This is a genomic window from Agrobacterium sp. D14, from assembly GCF_001526505.1.
GTDB classification, from domain to species: Bacteria; Pseudomonadota; Alphaproteobacteria; order Rhizobiales; family Rhizobiaceae; genus Agrobacterium; species Agrobacterium leguminum.
The window spans coordinates 76,856-95,616 of the sequence record NZ_ASXX01000010.1; the positions used below are offsets into that span (position 1 = coordinate 76,856).

General features: G+C 54.6%; 16 protein-coding genes and 1 pseudogene. 9 read left to right on the forward strand and 8 right to left on the reverse strand.

The annotated features are described in order from the left end of the window. The first annotated feature begins 159 nt into the window (after positions 1–159). The 4 genes from L901_RS08745 (at position 160) to L901_RS08760 (ending at position 4,549) form a co-directional block, all read left to right on the forward strand. A complete protein-coding gene (locus L901_RS08745; RefSeq protein ID WP_059755636.1) occupies positions 160–696 on the forward strand; it encodes a GNAT family N-acetyltransferase in 537 nt (178 codons plus the stop codon). Between the two features lie 222 nt (positions 697–918). Then, complete coding sequence (locus L901_RS08750) at positions 919–2,514, forward strand: hypothetical protein (RefSeq protein ID WP_059755640.1); 1,596 nt, start codon at positions 919–921, stop codon at positions 2,512–2,514. Between the two features lie 242 nt (positions 2,515–2,756). Continuing rightward, complete coding sequence (locus L901_RS08755) at positions 2,757–3,923, forward strand: MFS transporter (protein WP_059755643.1); 1,167 nt, start codon at positions 2,757–2,759, stop codon at positions 3,921–3,923. Positions 3,924–4,093: 170 nt separating this feature from the next. Then, positions 4,094–4,549 (forward strand): helix-turn-helix transcriptional regulator, encoded by a 456-nt coding sequence (locus tag L901_RS08760; RefSeq protein ID WP_082710552.1) that lies wholly within the window; start codon positions 4,094–4,096, stop codon positions 4,547–4,549. A gap of 319 nt (positions 4,550–4,868) precedes the next feature. Here the strand turns inward: L901_RS08760 and L901_RS08765 are convergent, their stop codons facing one another. Both L901_RS08765 and L901_RS08775 read right to left on the reverse strand, forming a co-directional pair. Continuing rightward, positions 4,869–5,267 (reverse strand): hypothetical protein, encoded by a 399-nt coding sequence (locus tag L901_RS08765; protein WP_059755648.1) that lies wholly within the window; start codon positions 5,265–5,267, stop codon positions 4,869–4,871. 426 nt (positions 5,268–5,693) lie between these two features. After that, the gene (locus L901_RS08775) at positions 5,694–5,993 is read right to left on the reverse strand and encodes a hypothetical protein (protein ID WP_147401519.1); all 300 of its coding nucleotides are present in this window, start codon (positions 5,991–5,993) and stop codon (positions 5,694–5,696) included. 668 nt (positions 5,994–6,661) lie between these two features. Here L901_RS08775 and L901_RS08780 point away from each other — a divergent pair. From L901_RS08780 to L901_RS08790, 3 genes and pseudogenes are all read left to right on the forward strand, one after another. Continuing rightward, on the forward strand, positions 6,662–7,300 hold the full coding sequence (locus tag L901_RS08780; protein WP_059755657.1) for a CatB-related O-acetyltransferase: 639 nt from the start codon (positions 6,662–6,664) through the stop codon (positions 7,298–7,300). A 103-nt stretch (positions 7,301–7,403) separates the two neighbouring features. After that, complete coding sequence (locus L901_RS08785; RefSeq protein ID WP_059755660.1) at positions 7,404–7,892, forward strand: hypothetical protein; 489 nt, start codon at positions 7,404–7,406, stop codon at positions 7,890–7,892. 113 nt (positions 7,893–8,005) lie between these two features. Continuing rightward, positions 8,006–8,925: pseudogene (locus L901_RS08790) on the forward strand (ornithine cyclodeaminase family protein). A 242-nt stretch (positions 8,926–9,167) separates the two neighbouring features. On the opposite strand, the gene L901_RS08795 reads toward L901_RS08790, so the two are convergent. Together L901_RS08795 and L901_RS08800 are read right to left on the reverse strand one after the other, a co-directional pair. Next, positions 9,168–11,039 (reverse strand): UvrD-helicase domain-containing protein, encoded by a 1,872-nt coding sequence (locus tag L901_RS08795; protein WP_059755663.1) that lies wholly within the window; start codon positions 11,037–11,039, stop codon positions 9,168–9,170. Next, positions 11,021–13,246, reverse strand: coding sequence for an ATP-dependent endonuclease (locus tag L901_RS08800; protein WP_059755666.1), 2,226 nt, complete (start codon positions 13,244–13,246; stop codon positions 11,021–11,023). The genes L901_RS08795 and L901_RS08800 overlap by 19 nt, the downstream gene beginning before the upstream one ends. Positions 13,247–13,512: 266 nt before the next feature. On the opposite strand from L901_RS08800, the gene L901_RS08805 reads away from it, so the two are divergent. Together L901_RS08805 and L901_RS08810 are read left to right on the forward strand one after the other, a co-directional pair. Beyond that, the gene (locus L901_RS08805; protein WP_059755670.1) at positions 13,513–14,385 is read left to right on the forward strand and encodes an ornithine carbamoyltransferase; all 873 of its coding nucleotides are present in this window, start codon (positions 13,513–13,515) and stop codon (positions 14,383–14,385) included. A 161-nt stretch (positions 14,386–14,546) separates the two neighbouring features. After that, positions 14,547–15,170 (forward strand): histidine phosphatase family protein, encoded by a 624-nt coding sequence (locus tag L901_RS08810; RefSeq protein WP_059755673.1) that lies wholly within the window; start codon positions 14,547–14,549, stop codon positions 15,168–15,170. A gap of 145 nt (positions 15,171–15,315) precedes the next feature. Here L901_RS08810 and L901_RS08815 read toward each other — a convergent pair whose 3' ends face one another. The 4 genes from L901_RS08815 to L901_RS08830 all read right to left on the reverse strand — a co-directional run bounded on the left by L901_RS08815 (position 15,316) and on the right by L901_RS08830 (position 18,700). Beyond that, a complete protein-coding gene (locus tag L901_RS08815; RefSeq protein ID WP_059755676.1) occupies positions 15,316–16,137 on the reverse strand; it encodes an LON peptidase substrate-binding domain-containing protein in 822 nt (273 codons plus the stop codon). Between the two features lie 213 nt (positions 16,138–16,350). Further along, a complete protein-coding gene (locus L901_RS08820; RefSeq protein ID WP_059755679.1) occupies positions 16,351–17,895 on the reverse strand; it encodes an IS66 family transposase in 1,545 nt (514 codons plus the stop codon). Positions 17,896–17,963: 68 nt separating this feature from the next. Continuing rightward, positions 17,964–18,317 (reverse strand): IS66 family insertion sequence element accessory protein TnpB, encoded by a 354-nt coding sequence (gene tnpB, locus L901_RS08825; protein ID WP_059755682.1) that lies wholly within the window; start codon positions 18,315–18,317, stop codon positions 17,964–17,966. Beyond that, positions 18,314–18,700 carry a transposase gene (locus L901_RS08830; protein ID WP_059755685.1) on the reverse strand — a complete coding sequence of 129 codons (387 nt, stop codon included), beginning with the start codon at positions 18,698–18,700 and terminating at the stop codon, positions 18,314–18,316. The genes tnpB and L901_RS08830 overlap by 4 nt, the downstream gene beginning before the upstream one ends. Between the last annotated feature and the right edge of the window lie 61 nt (positions 18,701–18,761).

Genomic DNA, 18,761 nt, shown 5'->3' on the forward strand with positions numbered 1-18,761 from the left:
CATGTCACCTCATCGGTTGTTGTTATCACCGGATACATAATGGCAAAGACGGCATATGCGCGGCGTGGAATTCAGCAATCCGCGTTGTGGTAAATGAAAGTTTGCGCTCGTCCCGATTTAAAACCCGGCCTGGACCGAGGGTAAAACGCCGCAGAAGAGATGGAGGGCAACTTGTCAATCCTTGTAAAGACGGAACGACTGTGCCTCCGCAGAATCGAGGAAACCGATCTGGTTTCGCTTGGCAGGATTTACGCCGACCCCGTATGTATGCGGTTTTATCCGGGTACCAAGTCACCCTCAGAAATCCGCACATGGTTTCAAAAACTCGCGTTCGACAGCTACGATCGGCACGGCTTCGGCCTTTGGTGCGTCATCGATGCATCCTCAGGAGAAGTCGTCGGCGATTGTGGTATTACACAACAAGAAACCCCTGCAGGTCCCGAGCCAGAAATAGGCTATCATTTATGGCGTGATTTCTGGGGAAACGGTTTCGCAACCGAGGCAGCAATCGCCTGCCGCGACTATGCATTTCACAGCCTCGGTTTGCCGAGAGTGGTCAGCATCACCAGCCCGGAAAACATACCATCCCAAAAAGTCGCGCAACGAGTGCACGACAGAAAAGAAGTTTATCGGAAACAGCTCGCGGAAAGCGGCGTCTTTGTCGACCGCTACCTCTACATCAGTGAGAAACGGTGATTGGTTCAGCAGAAGAACACTCATCGAATTGCAAGCCCTCGTCCGCCGTTAGGCAACCGCCTGTTCAACGTGCGAGCCACGAACTCCGATTTCCACTCGGGTAAAATTTCCAATCGCCGCCGGCATCTTTGGCGTGGAAATCCTAGCAAAGGCTAGTAGTAAGTCTTAGTCAGAGGTATCTATCGCAGGTTGCTATCAGCGCGGCAGGTTCGGAGGCACCGAATGCATCTTCAACATGGACAACGCGACGAGCCGGTGGAGGGCGATGAGCTCGATCGACTCGGGGCGATCGGTGAAGTGCATTTCAACGCCCTCTGCTTGAAGGCTAAGCTGAAGTGTAGCATCGTTTTCCCCGACAAGACTGGAAAAGACTTCGTCGTCGAGACATCGTTGCAGCCTGCGACGCCCGAGCGATCCTTAGACAAACGGCCTGCGCCCACGCAGATCATCGCTCAGGTCAAGACAATCCTTGCCAAGAACAGCACCGTACGCATCTCGATGTCGGTCGCCGAGCGCCTTACGAAAGACACCAGGCCGGCGATTATATGCGTTTTCAGGATTGGGGCTGACGACACCATCAAATCGATGGCGATCATACACCTCTTGGATGACCAGCTCGCGTCGATCCTCAAGCGCATGCGGCGCGCGTCGACAAGGGGACGCGTTCAGCCCCATAAGAATTCGATCTCGATCAAGGTGCCGAATGCCTCATGGGTCGAGGCGTCGCAGACCGAACTCGCCCGGACATTGATGGCGCTGCCCGGCGCAGGGATGGCCAACTATGCAAAGGAAAAGATACGGCAATTGGACGAACTTGGGTTCGACCAAGCGAGATTTACAATGCACTTCAGCGTGACGACGAGGTCGGAAGATGATCTCGCGGACAAGTTTCTAGGCCTCTCCCCCCTATCCGCCGACCACGTCAATCTCTTCGAGAACCGATTTTCGATTCCGCTGCCCGTCAAGGACGCTTCTGGTCCCGGCACCCTGCATTTCGAACCGCACCACAGCCTCCATGGTACGCTCGAACTCAAGTCGACAGTCACGGAAGCAGCGGTGAGGACCACAGCTAGCATTGCGATGATAGGCCCGCCAATCTTGAGCGAAGACAACATCAGGCTCTCGGCGCAAACCCCGCTCGGTCGTATCATCCTTGGCGGCGGCGGATGGACCTACAGGTACCCTGATAACTTCTCTCTGGCCGATCACCACACGGCAAAGACATGGGAGGACTACCTTCTATTCAACGGCATCCTCGCCCGCGGGAGGTTCCGTGTCACCTTGTTTGCAGACGATCGCGAACCGCTCGCCATGGAAGTCGACGAACCGCCGCGAGCCTTCGACAAGTTTGACCAGTACGCAAGCCTTGCAGGCCTGGTTCGCAAAATCTTGTCGCATGCCGATCTGGAGGACGTAGGATTTCCGATGGCTCGAGCGCGCGACGAGAGTAGACAATTGAGCTACCTCGCGCGGGTCTTGGAAACGACCGATGGCATGTTCAGTGTCGTGGACGACAGCGAACCGCCCATCGAACTCAAAAGCGAAAAAACGGCCTATGTCTCGTCCCTTGATCTCATGGGCACGTGGGTCGGTGTCTTCTTTCCGATGACGGTGAACGCGGAGGACGTCGACGGCGTGAGGTCGTTGGTCGGTAAGCAGTCGAGCAAAGCGATAATTGAGAAGCTCAACGACGCGAAGCTGGAGGCGTCCTTCGAACGTTTCCGGGAGAAATACTCATCGATCAGTGGCGTGACGTCCATTTTCGTCCAAGCGCCAGGCGAATTCTGGTCGTCAAAGGTTGCGATCGTCGTAGACTAACCCACGGCAGTCCAGTTTGAAGGAAGTGCTGGCCCGCTAGGCGCATGGGCAGGGTCGTGACAGTAGTTAAAACACGGATGCGGACTTAGCGGCATCTATGTTGCGAAAGAGCCCGCCTGACGCCCATTTCCACTCCATCTCACTAAGGTTCTAGCACGGTGCCGTCCTTGCCTATCCGTCTACGGCAACCGATGCGGTATCGCTGTTATCTGAGCGTCACAATTCGGTTCTACGAGTGAACAATGCAACGTCATCTCTTTGTGTTGTTCCTTCTTGCGCTGACCCAAATCACCGGCTGGGGCATGGTGAGTGTCTTGCCCGTGATTGCGACGACAGTCGCGACAGAATTCCAAACCTCGCTGCCGATGATCTTTGTCGGCACCTCTGTGATGTTCGTCGCGATGGGGCTTGCTGCCCCCTGGACAGGCCGTGCCTTTCGCAGATTTGGACCGCGTTCCGTCATGGCTGCGGGAGCCGGGATGATCGCGGGCGGGCTCTGCCTGCTCGCGCTGGCTCCGGGCCTGTTGGTATTCTGGGCGGCTTGGGTATTGATCGGGATTGCAGGCTCCATGTTCCTGACGACATCGGCCTATGCCTATATCGCGGATTACGCAGAGGATCGGGCGCGGAGCCTTATCGGCACGTTGATGCTGGTGACGGGTCTGGCGGGCAGCGTTTTCTGGCCCATCACCGCTTTTCTCGACGGATTGGTTGGGTGGCGTGCGACCATTCTCGTCTATGCGGGTATCATGGCGTTGGTCATCTGCCCCCTGGTTTTAATCGGCCTGCCGGCAACTGGAACAGCGACCGCACCGGCCATCAGCAAAAGAAGTGCGCACAAGGGTCCTGTCTTCGCCCTTCTTGTGACCGCCATCGCTTTGAACAGTTTTGTTACGTTTGGCATTGAGGCTGTAGGTATTCAGCTCTTGCAGGCGACGGGAATGGACCTTGCCAAAGCCATCGCGATTGCATCGCTTCTGGGGGTCTTCAAAGTCGGCGGGCGCGTGATTGACCTGCTCGGTGGGCAACGATGGGACGGGTTGTCCACCGGGATCGTGTCCGGCGCAATGATACCCATCGGTCTTGTGGTAATGTGGATAGGCGGCCAGGGATTCCTGTCGGTGGCAGGGTTTCTCGTGATTTACGGCGTGGGGAGTGGAGCTTTCGCTGTCGCCCGAGCCACAATGCCCCTCGTCTTCTTTGAGAAGGCCGACTATGCCGCCGCAATGGCAACCATTGCCCTGCCGATGAATCTGATCAACGCGCTGGCACCACCGGTCTTGGCTGCGCTCATGGCGGGTATCGGAGCCCATGCGGTCTTCGCGATGCTTGGAGTTCTCAGCACGATAGCTTTCATGGTTTTGTGGCAACTGAACCGCAAGCGGTCGTGGGGCGTCATGGTTGGATGATCGGGACCTCAAAGCTCTCTACTGCGACAAAACCGGGACTTAGATATCTGCAATAAATAAGATCGTGCACAATGCACGGGTTCGACCAGCCCAAACCCACGGCATGCAGAACAAACTTACTTCATTTACGAAATCCATATTGAAACCGATAAAGCCAAAGAAGATTTTCAATGAGCCGAGAACGAAACGATGCGAATTGGCAACCTCCGCAGGACCGCCCTAAAGGTACCATCCTGCACTTTCCAAAAGGTGGCTATTCCGGCAAATATTATGATAGAACCCGTGGAAATCTGCGGGGGCGAGCCAATATGCAGAAAGCGGCTGAGTTAGAGAACGCGGTATATTTCCAGCGATGTGGTGAGGTGCTCAACATTCTGTCGAACCCAAAACGCGTCGAGGTCGTGCTAGAACTGGCGAGCGGCGAGCAAAGCGTGACGAAGTTGGCCCACCAGGTCGATTTATCGCAGTCAGCGCTTTCGCAGCATCTCGCAAAAATGCGCGAAGCGGGGGTCGTTAAAGCGCGACGCCACGGCCTTGTCGTCTATTATTGTTTGGCGATGCCAGAGCTCATCGGTCTATTGAAAGAGGTCACGAGATTCCTGGAGGCAAGCTCCGAAATGGCATGATCGCCCCAACCGTCCCGAGATCATCGTCGGCCCTATCACCATCCCTCTGGAAGAAGGCGCGTCCATCGCCCGGGTATCTGACAGCCGCGCTCACCTCCATCGTCAACCGCCACAAGCAGAGCCGGATCGGCGAATTGATCCCGTGGAATCATTCGGGGAGAACAAATCTCTGAAGTCTGCTGTGAGCCCTTTGCGGTCATTATTCCATGCCTAATCACACGCAGGGCCTTCACCATGAGCTGTTTTGGCTTTCGCTCCATATGTTTCTCTTACTAAGCAACTATTGGCTGGCCTCGTTCGCTTCGCCCTCTACGATGCGTCACCTCGCGGGAGCAGCAGGCAACGGCTCTCCGTAGTCTCCTTCGAGCCAGCCGTGAAACCCCATACACATTCCATCTCCCTCATCTCGAAGGTTCAACGCTTGTATGAGCGCTCCTTTCAACTCCAGTTCCGCGTTCACCGTAAGACGGACTGTCTCTGAACCATTGGTGAGCTGGCCAGTGACGCCATCCATTACCATCATCAGGCCGTACAACACATCATCAATAGCCTTGAACGAGGCTTGGAGAGCGGCTTCATCAAGCCCTCTATCGACGCGTTCGCGGGCATACCCGCGCACATCTTCGAAAATAATGAGACCAGCCGCGTGCTGAAGCCAGAGGTCGCGGTCGCGGCCTGCCGGAGGTGGCGGCATAAGGTGATAGTCTGAGGTAGCCAACTAGAATCTCCTTATTGTTCCATTTTAGTCAATTTCTTGGCCACTTAGCCTCAGCAAGGCGGCGAAGCGGATACGCCGATCGCTACAGCCCCGATGGCATCAGTATTAAGACAAGGTCAGGGGGAAAGGTCACTCCGAGAAGCGGCGGAGCGCCGCTCACAGACAAATAATGTTTGGAGCTACGGCTTTCGACAAGATTTCTTCGGCAAGCTCCGCCTCGTCCGGGTCGTTCTCGCGATCGAATATAATGTCCGTTATTGGCACGTTCGGGAGGCTACGCTGCAAAATACTGAGGCAAAAGCTCGCCAACGGCTCTTCTGCACTTCTGATAATGTATAAACACTGGACTACATCGGACTGATCCATGTTGGCGACGTGCGGAGGCGGTCCCATTGCTGCCAACTCCGCAAACTCCCGTTCGCTTGTTCAACTGTAAAGCTTGAAGAATGTTCCGGAGACGAAATCTTGCCCGCCTGAGAGTTTGTTAATATCATCTATTTGCCCTGCGGTGTCGCGTCCTTCGTCAATTCCGGTAACAACTTGACTAATCAGCCCTTCTAGCACGTCAACTAAACCGCCATCAGGTTTATTAAGCAGTCGTTGGATTCGCTCGGACATCTTGCTATCCTTTTTTGTGTTCAAGCCGTGAGCTTTGCGGTTTTGTGGCATGACATGAACGATCTTCCAAGGCAGAAGCATGACAGAAGATGACGACCCCATCGCCACATTCGTTGCTCCTATGGCACTCCTTTCTCATATTCGATGATCCTGACCGCTGAACTCCAGGCTAGGCATCCCCAACACGAGTTGCGGCCGATGAAATAAGGCCCGACAATTGTCGGTGAATACATAGGCTACTAGGAGTCGGGCATGACGAATATGGATTTCCCACCACTACTCGTATCGATGCGAAGGAACTTGGAACGCGGTGCCATTCCAGAACTCGAGTTCCAGCTTGAGTTCTAAGAACCCCTCGCCCTAAGGTCCGGCGATCCAAAGGTTATCAACACCTTTGAGGAGCTTAGGAAGGAAGCTGATGCTGGCCTCGAATACGAAAAGGTTCATGGACAGTGGTCATTGCTGAAGCACGACCATCCTGCAACCCTAAGGCTCAAGGCCCGCGGGTACTATAGCGACTTGAAGGTGGTTTAGATTTTCGGCACGGTCTGCGGGCGGCGCATGGTGACTTTCATGTGCTTGCTTGCACAAAAGCGCCCTAACGGAGACGTCGTAGAAGGTAGATGTGTTCAACCCCGACGGTGGCCATCAAAACTATTCATCGGAGCGATACGCAACCCGTGATGGATTTCTCGGTCGGGAGAAAATAGCCTGACAGTCCCCCGCGAGGTTTAATAGGATGCCGCGCAGACCGGCTGGCATTCGAAAGGTTCTGTATGGCTCTTCTCGACGCAAATGCCATCCATCCGATTACGCTCCCCGACGGAGCTGTTTATCGGGACACCGTATATCTGAAGAACGTCATAGATCATCCGCGGATGGAGATCGGTGATTTCAGCTATTATACTCATGCTGGAAAGCCCGAAGACACGGCCTTGATCCTGGCCCCATATCTCGGTCATGGCGTGCGCGAGCGACTGGTAATCGGCAAGTTCGTGCAGATCGCGAGGGGAAGCTACTTTATTACCAGTTCGGCGAACCACCCGATGACCGGCTTCACCACCTACCCGTTTCGTATCTTCAAGCCGGAGACCTTTGGTTACAAAGACCTGCCCGTCAAGGACACGATCGTGGACCACGACGTCTGGATTGGCCAGAACTCGGCAATCATGCCAGGCGTTCACATAGGCACGGGTGCGATTGTCGCTGCCGCTTCCGTTGTTACCCGAGATGTACCGCCCTATGCAGTTGTAGGCGGAAATCCGGCATCTATTATCCGAATGCGTTATCCCAGCGAAGTCATCAACGAACTGCATCGTCTCGCCTGGTGGGACTGGCCGATCGAGAAAATCGAAGCCAACTTGGCGGCGCTCAGCAGCGGTAACATGGCTGCGCTCAGGCTGGCCTACGGGTGAGTGTTCGGCATTTCCACCAGCGGCAAACGGCTCCTTTTCTCTCAACTGGATTGCGCCGTACACCAGACGTTGCGGCCACAAGCTACCCTGATAAATTAATGCGATGACCCAGGATATTCCACCGCACCTTCATATCGCCCAAACTGCTCATTGGTCTATAAACCATCGTGTCAACTCGGCGCTTCCCGGCTATCTCATCATAGCTTCGACGAAAGTCACGAACGATTTGAGTGATCTTTCCGTCGAGGCGCTGAGCTCGATGGGGCGGGTCTTCGCGGTTGTTCAGCATGCCTTGAAGAGCTTGGGTGCAAATAAAATTTATATCAGCCGCTACGGGCATTCCCTTGGGTATCCGATCCATTTCCACGCTATTCCAATCTATGAGTGGGTCGAAAACCTCTTCTGGACGGATCACCGCTATAGACTCCTCCAGCAACTCTCGAACGGACCGGAGGAGATGCAAACTGACGGCGCGGAGCTCACATTGTTTGTATGGCGGGAATTCTGTGAACGGCCTGATCCGCCACTGATCAAGGGGCCGTCTGTAGCAGAGGCCATCGCGACACTACGTCAGGCAATTCAGTTCCCATGAGGTAATAGGCGGCTTCGGCTTCACGCCGGCCAAGGCAGCGATTCAAACTAACCATGCCTATTGACCTCAAGGTCGGTTCAGGTTGCAAACTGGCTGAAACTGGAGTTTCGATGATGGCAAGAATATTGAGCGACAGTGACCTTCTGAATGGCTCATTCATGAACGTTGCGATCGAAGCTATAGAAAATATTCTTCGCGATCGCGCTGCTGGCCAAACAATATCCCCACCCCGACACCATATCTCGTTCCCCGGGCGGGGCGATCTGATCTTTACAGTTGAAGGCGCCCTTGGCGAAAAACCTCTCGCGGGCTTTCGGGTATACGAGACATTTGAGGGCGCGGAACACTCCCAGATCGTCGCCGTTTGGTGTGCGGATGACGGGCGGCTGAAAGGGCTTATCCTCGGGGAACGCCTTGGCGCGATCAGAACCGGTGCGATAGGGGGCGTCGCAATTCGGCACCTCAGTTCACCCGACGCCAGTGTCGTAGGGGTATTGGGTAGCGGGCTCCAGGCGCGAAGCCAGCTTGAAGCTGCAGTTGCCGTTCGGAAAATCAGTTCTGCTCGCGTTTACAGCCGCGATGAACCCGGCGAAGCCTTTTCGCGCGGGAAATGGAAGCGGACCTGGGAATTGAGATAAGGCCAGCAGACAGTGTTTATGAGGCCGTGAGCGATGCTGATATCGTCATCTGTGCCACGTCCAGCAACCAGCCGGTTGTCCGTGCGGCCGATCTGAAGCGCGGTGTGCATGTCAACACGGTTGGCCCTAAAACGCTCGAGGGATATGAACTCGGACTCGATATCGCGGATATGGCAAGCACTATAGCGACAGATTCTTCCGAACAGACGCGAGCCTACACCTCCCCCTTCTTCCTCAATGGTTCAGGCAATGAGAATCGGATGGTGGAGCTTTCTGATATCGTTGCAGAAAAGGTACCCGGTCGGACGTCAGCGGATCAAAGGACCCTGTTCTGCTCCGTCGGGTTGGCGGGTACTGAAGTCGCGGTGGCCTCGGCAATCTTCGACAATTTGTAAGTTAAACGTCTGCCAAGCTGAAGCTGTCATGGCCCCCTAGCGTATTTTGCAACCTATTTGATGTCTGGTTTGGTTCAGATAGAGCTTTTGACCGGATACCACGAATAGCGACACAGGCGCTAAGAAGGCCGCACGCAAATACTGATACTCATTTGCCGCGCCGATCTACGCAGGATGTCTTTCCAACAAGATGGGAGGTTAAGCTGATCAGCATAGTGAATGATCATCCTACCGCAAAATGATCAAACGGCGATGACATTTCCGTCACCGAACCACTCTTTCGCTCTTGCTATGACCTTCAAGGAAGGGTCCCGAAAATACACTGCGAGCGAGTCTTTTGACCGCGTGCAGCAGACATAGAACAGCTTTTCCGTGCGCTCGCGGACGGAGGCTGTCCCGCCACCCTCGAACAGATAGGTGAAATTGTACTTGTTCCACCCCCCAGAATCGAGAACGACGAGAACGCGATCAAATTCTCGTCCTTTGATCTTATGCTGCGTTGAGTAGGTCGTTCGGCCTTCGAGATACTCATAGAGCGCCAGGTACGATGAGCACTTTATTGGCGACACGCGATTGAATAGGTAGGGCTTGCGGGTCACAAAATTGGTGAGAGCGTCATCCTTGCGGACCAGTCCATGTTTCTCAGCGTAATCTATGACTTCGATAATCGGACGGTCGCTCATCGCCCCGATTTCGTTAATACATTCCCTAAGCTGCACCTTGTCTTTTGCTGACCCAAGCTTGAACTCGGTACGCCTCAGAAATTCATTGAATTTCCGCTGATTATAGAGGTGAACGACGTCTAGGATTTTGAAGATGTGCTTGATAAACGGGCATCGTTGTGAGCCCTTGCGTGCGGCCTCTTCCTCGGTTTGCTTTTTGTCGTCGACGAGTTGGTCCTTATCGACATACATGCGCCTGAATACCAGGAAGTTACAGCTTTTTGCATCTGTCAGCCAGTCTGGATGGGCGTCGATAAAATCCCTCATCCCGGGCGTCGGAGCCACTCCCGGGAACTTGGCCATGACTTCGCCGAATGTGTCGGCGTCGTACTTGGTAAGGTCATCGTTGCCTTTGATATGATCGAGGAGCCTGTCACGGAATTTGAGCACCCCGTCTTTGTCGTAGATTTCCATGAGATCGCCAAACCCCGCCTGCGGCGCGATCAAATTGTGCGTCAGGTTCAGCTCTTTGGTCCCAGCGACCTCATTGAAGTCCCATCCGAGGGTTTTCCGCACGGCATCGAGTTTGTCGCCTCCGTCCGCCGCGTAATAAAAGCGGATTGATCCATCCTTCACGGCACCGTCATGCATATTCGGAGCATTTTCGTCATCAGATTCTTTCTGCACGATCCCGTCTGATCTCAAGCGGTTCGCAAGCTCGAACACGAGGCGAGGATTTCGGCGATTCTGGACCTTTTGAACCTCCATCACAGAGGCAACTGCCACATAATCCTTTATCGATCCAACACCTTCATCATAGATCGATTGCATGCTGTCACCGAAGAAGCCGCAGACGCCTTTCCTGTGAGCCAAGGGCAAAAAATCGAGGAGGATTTTGACGACGTCGGGTGAGGTGTCCTGGTATTCATCGACGAGAATGTACCGATAACGATCTCGGAGGATTTCTCGTATCTTCGGGTATTTTTCAAACACACCGTGAGCGAGAGTGATAACCTCGTCATGGGAAATGATCCCTTCTGCTAGTATTCTGAACTCCTTGTATTCAATCGGTTTTCCGTCATACATCCCATCGGAAACAGCGATACTCCCGGGCTTAATGCGAGGGCTATCTCCAGTCATCAAATCGATCAGAACAAGGCGCAGCTCGGCTTGGAACGGGCCGATAGCTGCCCAGAGAAAATCATGGATGGTGCTGACGGCCAGTCTCTCGTCCGCGACGCGTGACTCGATTTCACGAACCGCAGCGTTCGTATAGGTGATACAAGCAATGGACGCGCTTGGCTGGGTCCGCAGCAGCTCTCCAATGACCTGGACCAAGGAGTACGTTTTCCCGCTCCCAGCTCCACCGCTTAGCAGGAAATTCTTGCCGTCGGCGACATGTTTGAGAACACGCTCGACCTCAGGCTCCAGCTTCAACCCGCCTTGATCCATCTTAGACCTTCGTGAATGTATTTCGGAATGTTCCAGTTGCTAAATTCAAGAGTGAAATCTCGTGCTTGGCCGCCCTTATCTGTCTTTGTCAGCTTAGTCGTTTCGCTGTTGAGCAGTATCTCGATGGCGAAGGAGGGCTTCTTATCAATTCCGTTATCAGCCATTACATCGGGCTTGCCGCCACCGATGAATTCGGCCAGTGCCCCTTGTTTGAGACTTGGAAACTTCGGCGGGTCGTCATCATCGGCCACCGCGCTGGCCGATGTCATGAATGCTCGATTGACGTGGAAAAACGCATCCTCAAAGCTCCGAGCGCAGTATGTTTCGTTCTCTGCGTTGGTCTCGGTAACCTGGTAAGCGCACATGATTTCGCCAGCGGGGTCCGCAGCCCAGACGGCATCTGGCTTCTTCTTGACGGTCTTGTGTTCAAGCGCCAGCTCCAGGAAATATGTGAGCGCGGAGCCGACTCCGAAGAAAAATCTTAGGGCAGCATTGGTCGTGTGGGTTCCGCCTTCCACCGGGTGGGCAACGATATCAATAACTGGCTGCCCTTTCTTGTTGGTTACAAGGTTGCCGTCTTTCATGCGCTGCCGCTCTACGGCCGAATCCAAGTCAGTGATGATGAGCGTCTTCACGCCGATGAAGTCGAGGAATATTTCAAAAATCTGAGAGTGTGCACCGACCTCTATTACCGAGATGTTCTGCGACATCAAAGGCAGCGGGGCGATTTCAGTGTCTGCGAAAGCGGTCGCTTCGTCGAGTTGGTCAATTTTGCGCATCATCGCGGGAAGAAGGATTCGCTCTGTGTCGCCCTCAACTAGAATCGCCTTGTCGGCGAAAAAAAGCTGCGAACGATGGAGAGTCAGATACTGTCTTAGGAAGGTGTAATGGCCGTCTTTCCCGGCAACCTTGTACATGGCGTGCAAGTCGCGCAGGCCCTTGGCCACAGTGGTTCCACCGGACTTCTTGAAATACTTGATGTCGTCGAAATCAGACTCGGCCACAATGTGTGCCGAATGCGTCGAGAGAATTGTCTGGAGAGGACACTTAATACCATCCGCGTTTGAAACGGACCGTCCGACGAGGTTCTTGATATTCTTGATGAAAACCGCCTGCATCTGCGGATGAGTATGGGCTTCAGGCTCTTCAATGAATAGGAGATTGATATCAGCGGGTTTCGGCTTATTTCCTCGCTTGAACTCATTAAGGATGATCTTGATATCGAAGATCATGCTGATCAGGTTTAGGTAGCCCAAGCCATTGTAGCTTTCGGGCAGGACGTGCAGTTCTGCTCCCTGCCCGTACATGACGGTTGTGTTGTCTTCAAGCAGTTCACGATGCTGCAACGTCGACCTAATTTGCAGCTGTGTATCGCCCTCCTTAATCCCGCCAAATCGTCTCACATCATCGATGACCTCTTTGAAGAGTTTACCATAGATGGTGTCTAACTGGACGTCCGTATGGCTGAGCGCCTCCTTGAACGTGTCGAAAACCTCCTCATCTCCCGCGTCGGATGACATTGCTGAGTAAATTCTCGACGACATCGTTGATAGCGTCTTGTCAGTCTCTTTGTTTGAAACCGAACGACGCGCCGCGATGCGCTTGAATGAAATGATATCGTCGATACGGATAGATTCCTTGATGAGATCAACGAAAATATCTTCCTGAACCTTCTGATCGAGGTGATCAAATTGCACGCTTCGCCTGGCGACCTTGAAATACTCTCTGTGGTTTTCGCGAAGGAATTTGAGAACGTCCTGCGCTTTATCTTTCTTCCTGTCTTGGTGAGCCTTGAAGTCCCGCCGCAAGATTTCGAGATACTCCGATGAGAGGTGGTACAGGAAGTCCAACACGATCCACTTGTTATCGGGATCGAGGTCCATGATCACCTTGTTACCGACGTTGCCCAGATCGTCATCGTCAGAATATTCGATGAAGACGCGAAGCCTGATGCCACAAAACGGATATGGGTCGTCAGGCTGAATCTTGCTCTCGGCCAATGCTGCGACATGCTGCCGAAAATCCAGATTGAAATCCTCAAAATCGAAACTGGATTGAGAGCTACCTAGAAAGCGTTCCAATGCGACTAGAAGCGAGGTCTTCCCAACATTGTTCTTGCCAACAATTATCGAAAGATACTCTTCGAGATCGACCTCAAGGTTCTTGAGGGATCGGAAATTTTCGATCTGGAGCTTTTTTAGTTTCACAGAAGCGCTCGCAACCTGCACCAATAACCATAGATATATTAGTGATATGCGATTCGCGCTCTACGAGAAATTGGACTGAGTCCAAAAAATAGATATCTTACGGATTACTTCCTGCAACTCCGTAGCAAATCGAAGAAGCTGAATCTGGATCAGCATGTCTGCAATGGGCCGGGAGCGGTCACCAACGGCGAAACCGAATACTTTGGGAACTGCTGTTTCGCCGGCGATCTTGCCAGCAATCGTACCAAGCTCGAAATCGGTGTCATATGACTTTTCAAGCCAATAGAGATTTTCTCGAATTCCATTCTCTTCCAATCGATACCCTGACAACCCTGCTCGAAAGAGCTGAAAAGCTCGCCACCGATTGGGATAGCCACACCGTGCCGCAAACCTTGAAAGGCAAGCGCATCGGCCTCATCGTTGATGATACCGGATGGCGAAATACCACCGCCTTCGATCTCGGCGCAAAGGCGATGGGCGGCATTGTGGTTCAACCGCCGATCAGCTTCAATGCCAGAGAAACTACTGCTGACCTCGCTGGCTACCTCGACAATTGGTTCGACCTCCTTGTCGTCAGAACGAAGGAACTGGCTACCTTGAAGGAATCGGCATCAGCCATGCAGGCTCCAGTCATCAACGCGCGGACGAGGTCCAATCATCCATGTGAAACACTCGGCGATCTGGCCTATGTGAGGAAAATCAGAGGTTCATTGGACACGCTCAAAGTCGTCGGCATCGCCCCTGACGCCAATATTTTGCGTTCATGGGTCGAAGCTTCAAAGTCATTGCCGATAAACGTTGTTCAGGTGTATCCCGAGCGGTGGCACGTTACCGACCCGGCACTCATCAACACTAATTTCGAAGTAAGCCAAGATATCCGTCACATCTTCGAGGCGGACGTGATCATCACAGATTCATGGCCGACGAATATTCATGACGCTGAACTGATCGACTATCAGATCACTACAGCGGTTCTGAATGAATGCAAGAACAACGCGATATTTCTCCCATGCCCACCCGTTGCAAGAGGTCAGGAAGTAACGATCGAGGCGATGCGACACAAGATTTGTCACAGCCGTTCTGCAAAAGCATTCCTTCTCCATGCCCAAAACGCATTGATGGAATGGGCCACGGCGTAACGGATGACCGATTTGGGCCGATCGCGGACACTTGCAAAGCGGTCCTGACAATCAGCTTCGGGCCGAGACGCGTCTGCCGCTCAGCGCCAACAGGAGACATGCTGTTCCCTCCACTAAATTTCGGCTACACGCGAAGGCAAGTGATTTCTTAGGGCATTAAGATGAGAGATTTGTTCATCGTAACACATACCGAGTCTGCCCACCATATAGAGGGAAAGGTCGGAGGCTGGTTCGATACCGGTCTTACGGCGCAGGGACAAGAAGACGCCCGCGCACTGGCTGAGAGACTGTTTACGTTTATCGGTGACGATGAGATTGAGATTTTCTCATCTGACTTAAAACGGGCCTACCAGACAGCAGATTGCATCGGAAGTCGCTTTGGACGGCCTGTAACGCAGACAAAGGCGCTACGCGAGATCAGCTACGGTGTGGCTGAAGGGAAGCCACAGGAATGGCTTGACGCGCGTTACATACCCGCACCCGATACCGATAGACTCGATCATCGAGGCAGCATTGAAGGAGCGGAGTCACGTCGTGATGTGGCGATACGGGTCTATCCCTATATCGACGCAATACTCGGTCGAAAATGCGAAACTCAAGTTGTCGTCACCCACGGCTTCACGCTGAGTTTGGTGATCGCGGCCTGGATGAAGGTGCCCGTAGATGCTTGTGGATTTATCTCCTATGCCGCACCTAGTGGAAGCATCACCCACCTCCGGCAAGACGACTTCTTCCGCAGTAGGGCGATGATCCGGTTCGCTGACACCGTCCACTTGGTCCGATGACCGCAAAGGGTTCAAGGTAAGCGCTGTTTCTCTGGCACCTTGACCGCAAGCGTATTGCCGTTTCGAATAGTATCGCTGTGTCAGAGATCGCAGCAATGCGGCCATCGCAGGACAACACCTTCTGCGACGACCGCAAAGTCAGGATTTATGCGACTTCGTTGACACGGCCGGCGCTCATCAGCTCGATGAGCCTTTCGAGGCGGGTTACGACGTCACTGGTTTCCAGGAGTTTTTGCTTCTCTTCGACACTGGCCGATAGCAGAGGAGCGACTGTGTCGGCTAGCAGGCTTGGATCGCCGACTGAAGGCAGGCTGAAACGCGCTTTGGTTCCCGAGGGAAGCGCGGAATAATCGACCTCAGCATAAGTCTGATACGCATCGAGAACCGCACTCGAAAGAGCGGTTGCCTTCTGCGACTGGTTGCCCCGCTCTTTAATGGGCACGACCTCAGCCGCTAAGAGTTCTCCATCGATAAGGCGTACAATGCCAATTCGTTCAAGCCCGCAGACGGTGACCTTGAGAGCCCCGTCTACCTGTGTCTGGCGATCGACGACGCTTGCCATGACGCCCGTCTGATAGATGGCGTCGAGAGTGTTGGGCCGATCGTCGACACCGCGTCTCTGAGCGACAACGACAACACGCCGATCGCCTACGATAGCGTGTTCCACGGCCTGCCTCGTCTTGTCACGCGCCACGAAAATTCGCGAGATCATGTGCGGAAACAAAACCATGTCCCTCATAGGAACCACGGGGATACGCTCTCCGACAGAAGTAGGAGTGTTAGGCTGAACCGACGTCGCAGGCGATTGGATCGCCTGAATCCTTGCGGCCAACACGTTCCAGTCTCGATAGCCAAAAATTCGAGCGATGAGTTCCTGGCTCTCACTATTGGTGAGGGTGAACGACTTGGCATGAAGCGCTTCGCGTAGAGTTTTCGCCATAGCTTTGGCATCCCGGAAATCGCGCATGAGATGATCCTTTGCATAAACGAACGGAGAGCGTCAGGGGCTTGCGTTGCTGACCCGTTCGTCCGGGCAAAGGGAGCCATAAGTGGCTCGATACATTCACCGTACCCCAACGGGGCGCAAGCAGCAGGCTGTATCTACCGAACATCGATTGTGCACATAGGTCTGTTTCCTGTCAATCTTGGGCAGATGACCGCTTCGGGCCGACAGCGGACTTCAGCCGTGTGTACGCTCAGGGTAATTCCACGGCATTAGCTCGTCGATCCGGCTCTGCTTATGGCCGTTGACAAGGCGGGTGAGCGTGGCGGACAGGTACGCGAACGGATCGGCGGCATTAAGCTTGCAGGTTTCTATCAGTGAGGCGATGATCGCCCAGTTCTCCGCTCCCGCGTCGTGCCCAGCGAAGAGTGCATTCTTACGATTTAGTGCTATCGGCCGGATGGTTCGTTCCACGGAATTATTGTCAATCTCGATGCGATCGTCGGTCAGGAAGATGCCGAGGCCATCCCAGTATTTGGCGATATAGGCGAGCGCTTCGCCGAGTGGCGACTTGCCAGCGACGCGGGTGCGATGATGCGCCAGCCAAGTCCGCATGTCGGCGATCAATGGCGCTGATCGTTCCTTTCGCCCGGCGAGGCGAGCTTCTGGGGAAAGACCGCGCAGCTCGTCTTCGATGCGATAGAGTTCGCCGATCCGCTTCACGCCTTCGACGGCAATCGGTGCCGAGCCGTTGCGGGTAATCTCGACCAGCTTACGCCACGCATGCGCCCAACAATAGGCTAGCCGGATGTCGAGACCGACACGATCCGCTGCGATCAGCCGATTATATCCGGCATAGCCGTCCACCTGAAGGACGCCCGTAAACCCTTGTAATATCCGCTCGGCATGGTGCCCGCCGCGACCTGGAGCATAGGTGAAGGCGACACCCGGAGGCGCACCTCCGCCCCAAGGTCGGTCATCACGGGCCAAGGCCCAGAAGTATCCGGTCTTGGTTTTGCGGGAGCCGGGATCGAGGACCGGCGCACGGGTCTCGTCCATGAACAGCTTCGTCGACCGCTTCAGATCGGCGATCAGGGCGTTGAAGACCGGGCGCAGTTCGAAAGCAGCCCGCCCGACCCAATCGGCGAGTGTTGAGCGGTCGAGATCGATACCCTGGCGGCTCATGATCTGGGCTTGCCGATAGAGTGGTAGGTGATCGGCGTATTTGGACACCAACACATGAGCGATGGTCGCTTCCGTCGGCAACCCGGCCTGAATCAATCGTGCAGGCGCTGGAGCCTGAGCAATGCCGTCAGTGCAGGCACGGCAGGCGTATTTTGGACGGCGGGTGACTATGACACGGAACTGCGCCGGAATGACATCCAGCCGCTCGGAGACGTCCTCACCGATGCAATGAAGGCCTCCGCCGCAGGCGCAAGTCAGGCTTTCCGGTTCGATGACCTCCTCGACGCGAGGTAGATGGGCGGGCAGAGAACCGCGATTGCTGGCGCGGGGCTTGGATTGCGGCTTCCCCGAGGGGCTATCGGCTTCGTCTTCGGCATGGACGGTCGCGATTGCCGTTTCCAGGTCTTCCAGCGCAAGATCGAATTGCTCGGGATCGGCCTTCTCGGACTTGCGGCCGAAGGCGGCCTGCTTGAAAGCGGCGACCAACTTCTCCAGCCGTTCGATCCGGTCATCCTTGCGAACTTCACGCGCTTGCGCCGCGATCAGCATCGCCTTCAGGGCAGCAATATCGTCGGGAAGATCGGCGGCGTCCAACATGCTCGAAGTCTATCAAACCGGGCCATACTTCGCCGTTGGAATTTACCGCCTGAGTCATCGTGCCGCATCTATTCGATGGCATCCGGTGCTCTCGCCTCAACGGAACGGACCCGACGCCAGTCGAGGCCTGTAAACAACGCCTCGAACTGCGCGTGGCCCCGTGTCATCAGGCCATCTTTGATGCCCGGCCAGGTGAAGGTGTGTTCCTCCAACCGCTTGTAGGCCATCACCAATCCGCTGCCGTCCCAGTAGATCAACTTCAATCGATCTGCTTTCCGCGACCGGAATACGAAGACCGTCCCGGTGAATGGGTCCTTGTGCAGCTCGTTTTTGACAAGTGCCGCTAAGCCATCATGGCCTTTGCGAAAGTCCACAGGCTTGGTCGCCACCATGATCCGGACGCGGTTAGACGGAAAGATCATGCCGGAACCGCGCAGGCACGCGCGACAGCAGCGATCCGAGCGACAGACGCACCTTCTTCCAGGCGGATCGTGACCGAACCGACGATGATCTCGGGGCGGTTGGTTTTGTTGACCAGCGGCTCCACAACGGGTGGATCGACGACTACCGCTGCAAACTCGACCGCATCCTCGGGTGCAGGCAGAACAAGCTTGCCCTGCCGCGCCATCGTTCGCCAAGTCGACAAATGGTTCGGCTTCAGGCCATGCCGCTCTGCGACCTCATTCACCATCGCGCCGGGCCGAAGGGTCTCTGAAACGATCTGCGCCTTGACTTCGTCCGGCCAGTGCCGATGAACCTCACGTCCAGACTTCCTGGTCGTGAGAACCTCCAGTGTACTCTCCATGGAGAAACTCCCGTTGCTCGTTCCATAGAAAGGCGATCACAGATCAGGGTGGCGAGGACAA

What these genes read in the sequence shown, in the direction of transcription:
- L901_RS08745 (WP_059755636.1), top strand. Translation starts at nt 160, where the DNA reads ATGGAGGGCAACTTGTCAATCCTTGTAAAGACGGAACGACTGTGCCTC.
- L901_RS08750 (WP_059755640.1), top strand. Translation starts at nt 919, where the DNA reads ATGCATCTTCAACATGGACAACGCGACGAGCCGGTGGAGGGCGATGAG.
- L901_RS08755 (WP_059755643.1), top strand. Translation starts at nt 2,757, where the DNA reads ATGCAACGTCATCTCTTTGTGTTGTTCCTTCTTGCGCTGACCCAAATC.
- L901_RS08760 (WP_082710552.1), top strand. Translation starts at nt 4,094, where the DNA reads ATGAGCCGAGAACGAAACGATGCGAATTGGCAACCTCCGCAGGACCGC.
- L901_RS08780 (WP_059755657.1), top strand. Translation starts at nt 6,662, where the DNA reads ATGGCTCTTCTCGACGCAAATGCCATCCATCCGATTACGCTCCCCGAC.
- L901_RS08785 (WP_059755660.1), top strand. Translation starts at nt 7,404, where the DNA reads ATGACCCAGGATATTCCACCGCACCTTCATATCGCCCAAACTGCTCAT.
- L901_RS08795 (WP_059755663.1), bottom strand. Translation starts at nt 11,039, where the DNA reads ATGGATCAAGGCGGGTTGAAGCTGGAGCCTGAGGTCGAGCGTGTTCTC.
- L901_RS08805 (WP_059755670.1), top strand. Translation starts at nt 13,513, where the DNA reads ATGACTTTTCAAGCCAATAGAGATTTTCTCGAATTCCATTCTCTTCCA.
- L901_RS08810 (WP_059755673.1), top strand. Translation starts at nt 14,547, where the DNA reads ATGAGAGATTTGTTCATCGTAACACATACCGAGTCTGCCCACCATATA.
- L901_RS08815 (WP_059755676.1), bottom strand. Translation starts at nt 16,137, where the DNA reads ATGCGCGATTTCCGGGATGCCAAAGCTATGGCGAAAACTCTACGCGAA.
- L901_RS08820 (WP_059755679.1), bottom strand. Translation starts at nt 17,895, where the DNA reads ATGTTGGACGCCGCCGATCTTCCCGACGATATTGCTGCCCTGAAGGCG.
- tnpB (WP_059755682.1), bottom strand. Translation starts at nt 18,317, where the DNA reads ATGATCTTTCCGTCTAACCGCGTCCGGATCATGGTGGCGACCAAGCCT.
- L901_RS08830 (WP_059755685.1), bottom strand. Translation starts at nt 18,700, where the DNA reads ATGGAGAGTACACTGGAGGTTCTCACGACCAGGAAGTCTGGACGTGAG.